The organism is Streptomyces sp. SID14478 (genome assembly GCF_010548525.1).
Classification (GTDB): Bacteria; Actinomycetota; Actinomycetes; order Streptomycetales; family Streptomycetaceae; genus Streptomyces.
The window spans coordinates 1-3,026 of record NZ_JAAGMG010001060.1 but is presented as its reverse complement, the minus strand read 5'-3'; the positions used below and the strand labels follow the sequence as shown (position 1 = coordinate 3,026).

Here is a 3,026-nt window from a genome sequence, read left to right as displayed (position 1 = left end):
GCGCGGGCGCGCAGGGCCACCACCCGCGCCGCGTCGTCCAACGACAGGGCACCCGCGACACACGCCGCCGCGATCTCCCCCTGCGAATGCCCCACCACGGCATCCGGCTCCACACCACACGCCCGCCACAACCGCGCCAACGACACCATCACCGCGAACAACACCGGCTGCACCACATCAACCCGCTCAAGGGACGGAGCACCCTCCACACCACGGATCACCTCCACCACCGAGAAACCCGCCACCTCCGCCAACGCCGCATCACACTCCGCCAACGCCTGGGCGAACACCGGGACATCGAGCAGCCCCCGCCCCATCCCCACCCACTGCGAACCCTGACCCGGGAACACCCACACCACCCGACGCCCCCCACCCCCCACACCGGTGAGGAGGTCGGGAGCCGGGAGGCCTTCCTGAAGCCGTCGCAGGAGGTCCTGCGCCGTCTGCGGGTTCTCGGCGAGGACGACGGCGCGCCGCTCGTGGTGGGTGCGTCCGGTGGCGAGGGAGCGGCCGATGCCTTCCAGCGTGTCCGTGTGCGCCGGCACGGGTGCCAGCCGGGCAGCTTGGGCGGCCAGGGCGGTCTCCGTGCGCGCGGACAGCACCAGCGGCACCACCCCCGCGGCTTCCAGTACGCCTACCGACCGGCCCTCTTGGGCGGCATTCACTGCGGCAGGTTCTTCGACGATCAGGTGGGCGTTCGTGCCGCTCACTCCGAACGCGGACACCCCCGCACGCCGCACACGACCCTCGACCCGCGGCCACCGCCGTGCCGCCCGCAACACCTCCACACCACCCGACGACCAGTCCACATGCGACGACGGCTCCTGCGCATGCAACGACGCCGGAAGCACCCCGTGCCCCAACGCCAACACCATCTTGATCACACCAGCCACACCCGCAGCCGCCTGAGCATGCCCGATGTTCGACTTCAACGACCCCAACCACAAAGGACGTTCACCCTCACGCCCACGCCCATACGTCGCCAACAACGCCTGCGCCTCGATCGGATCACCCAGCACCGTCCCCGTCCCGTGCCCCTCCACCACATCCACCTCCGCCGCAGACAACCCGGCGGCAGCAAGCGCACCGCGAATCACCCGCTGCTGCGCCGGACCGCTCGGAGCAGACAGACCATTGCTGGCACCGTCCTGGTTCACCGCGCTCCCCCGCACCACGGCCAGCACCCGGTGCCCGTTGCGCCGCGCGTCCGACAGCCGCTCCAGCACCACGAGCCCCACGCCCTCGGCGAAGCCGAAGCCGTCGGCCTGCTCGGAGTAGGCCTTGCACCGTCCGTCTGCGGCGAGCGCGCCCTGCTTCGAGAACTCGGTGAACACCTCCGGCCCCGCCATCACGGACACCCCGCCCGCCACCGCCAGCGACGACTCGCCGTCCCGCAGCGAACGCGCCGCCAGATGCAACGCCACCAGCGACGACGAACACGCCGTGTCCACCGTCAGCGCCGGCCCCTCCAACCCCAGCACGTACGCCACCCGGCCCGAAGTGACGGCGGGGGAACCGCCGGTGAGGAGGTAGCCCTCGCTGCTCTCGGGAAGCTCGACCCCGTGGCCGTAGCCCTGGTAGGCGGCGCCCAGGAAGACGCCGGTGGCGCTGCCGCGCAGGGCGCGCGGGTCGATGCCGGAGTTCTCCATCGCTTCCCAGGTGGTTTCGAGGACCTGGCGCTGCTGCGGGTCCATCGCCAGCGCCTCGCGCGGCGAGATCCCGAAGAACGCCGGGTCGAAGTCCCCCGCCGCGTCGAGGAACGACCCGTGACGGGGTCCCGTCGTGCCGTCGGCCGCGGTGTCCCCGAGCCGGTCGAGGTCCCAGCCCCGGTCGGTGGGCAGCTCGGAGACGGCGTCGCCGCCCGACGTGATGAACTCCCAGAGTTCTTCAGGGGAGTTGACGCCGCCGGGGAACCGGCAGGCCATGCCCACGATCACGACCGGATCGTGCTCATCGCGGTCCGGGGCGCCACCGGCAGCGGGCCGCGGACCCGGCTCGACGGCCGCGGGCTCTTCGGCGCCGAACAGCCTGTCGAGCAGGTAGTCGGCGAGCGCGGTGACGTTGGGCCAGTCGAAGACGAGGGTGGACGCCTCGCGCAGACCGGTCGCCGCGGTGAGCCGGTTGCGCAGCTGTACCGCGGTCATCGAGTCGAACCCGGCGTCGCGGAAGGCCCGTTCGGGGTCGATCGCCCGGGCGTCCGGGTGCCCGAGCACGGCAGCGGCCTCGGCCCGCACCAGTCGCAGCACGTGGTCCCGGCGCTCCTTGGCCGGCAGCGGCAGCAGCTTCTCGTACAGCCGGGAGCGGCCCTTGCCCGCGGTGTCCGTCGCGTCTTCGGCCGGGGGCTCGACGGGTGCGAGCTCGTCGAACAGCGGCCGCCTCCGTACGGCGCCCATGAGGTCGAGGAACGCCGGCCGGTCGAGGTCGGCGACGCAGACACAGGCCTCGTCGTCGGCCAGGCACGTGTCCAGTTCGGCGAGGGCCTGCTCGGGCGGCATCGGGCGCACGCCCTGGCTGCGCAGGAACTCCTGGCCCGCGTCGCCGGCCATGCCCGGCCCGTCCCACAGACCCCATGCGACGGACACCGCGGGCAGTGCGCGGTGCCGGCGGCGCTGTGCGAAGCCGTCGAGGAAGGCGTTGGCGGCCGCGTAGGCGCCCGCGCGGGCCGCGCCCCACACTCCGGCGTTCGAGGAGAACAGGACGAACGCCTCCGCGTCCGGGCAGAGTGCGTCGAGGTGCGCCGTCCCGGCGGTCTTGGCCGCGGTGACGTGCGCGAACTCCTCCTCGGTGATGTCGTCGAGCGGCGTGGACTGCGAAACGCCTGCCGTGTGGAAGACGGCGCCGATGCTGCGGCCCGCCTCCCGTTCGGCGGCGAGCAGCGCGGCCAGCGCGTCCCGGTCGGTGACGTCGCAGGCCGCGAGGGTCACTCCGGCGCCCGACTCGCGTAGTTCGGCGGCCAGTTCCCCGGCGCCCGGGGCGTCGGGGCCGCCGCGGCTGGTGAGGACGAGGTGTGCGGCGCCCGCGCGCGC

The 3,026-nt window shown here is 73.2% G+C and carries 1 protein-coding gene; it reads right to left on the bottom strand.

Features of this window, described 5'->3' with window-relative positions:
- The coding region (locus G3I40_RS33945) for a type I polyketide synthase (protein ID WP_164558675.1) at positions 1–3,026 on the bottom strand (3,026 nt) is incomplete at both ends.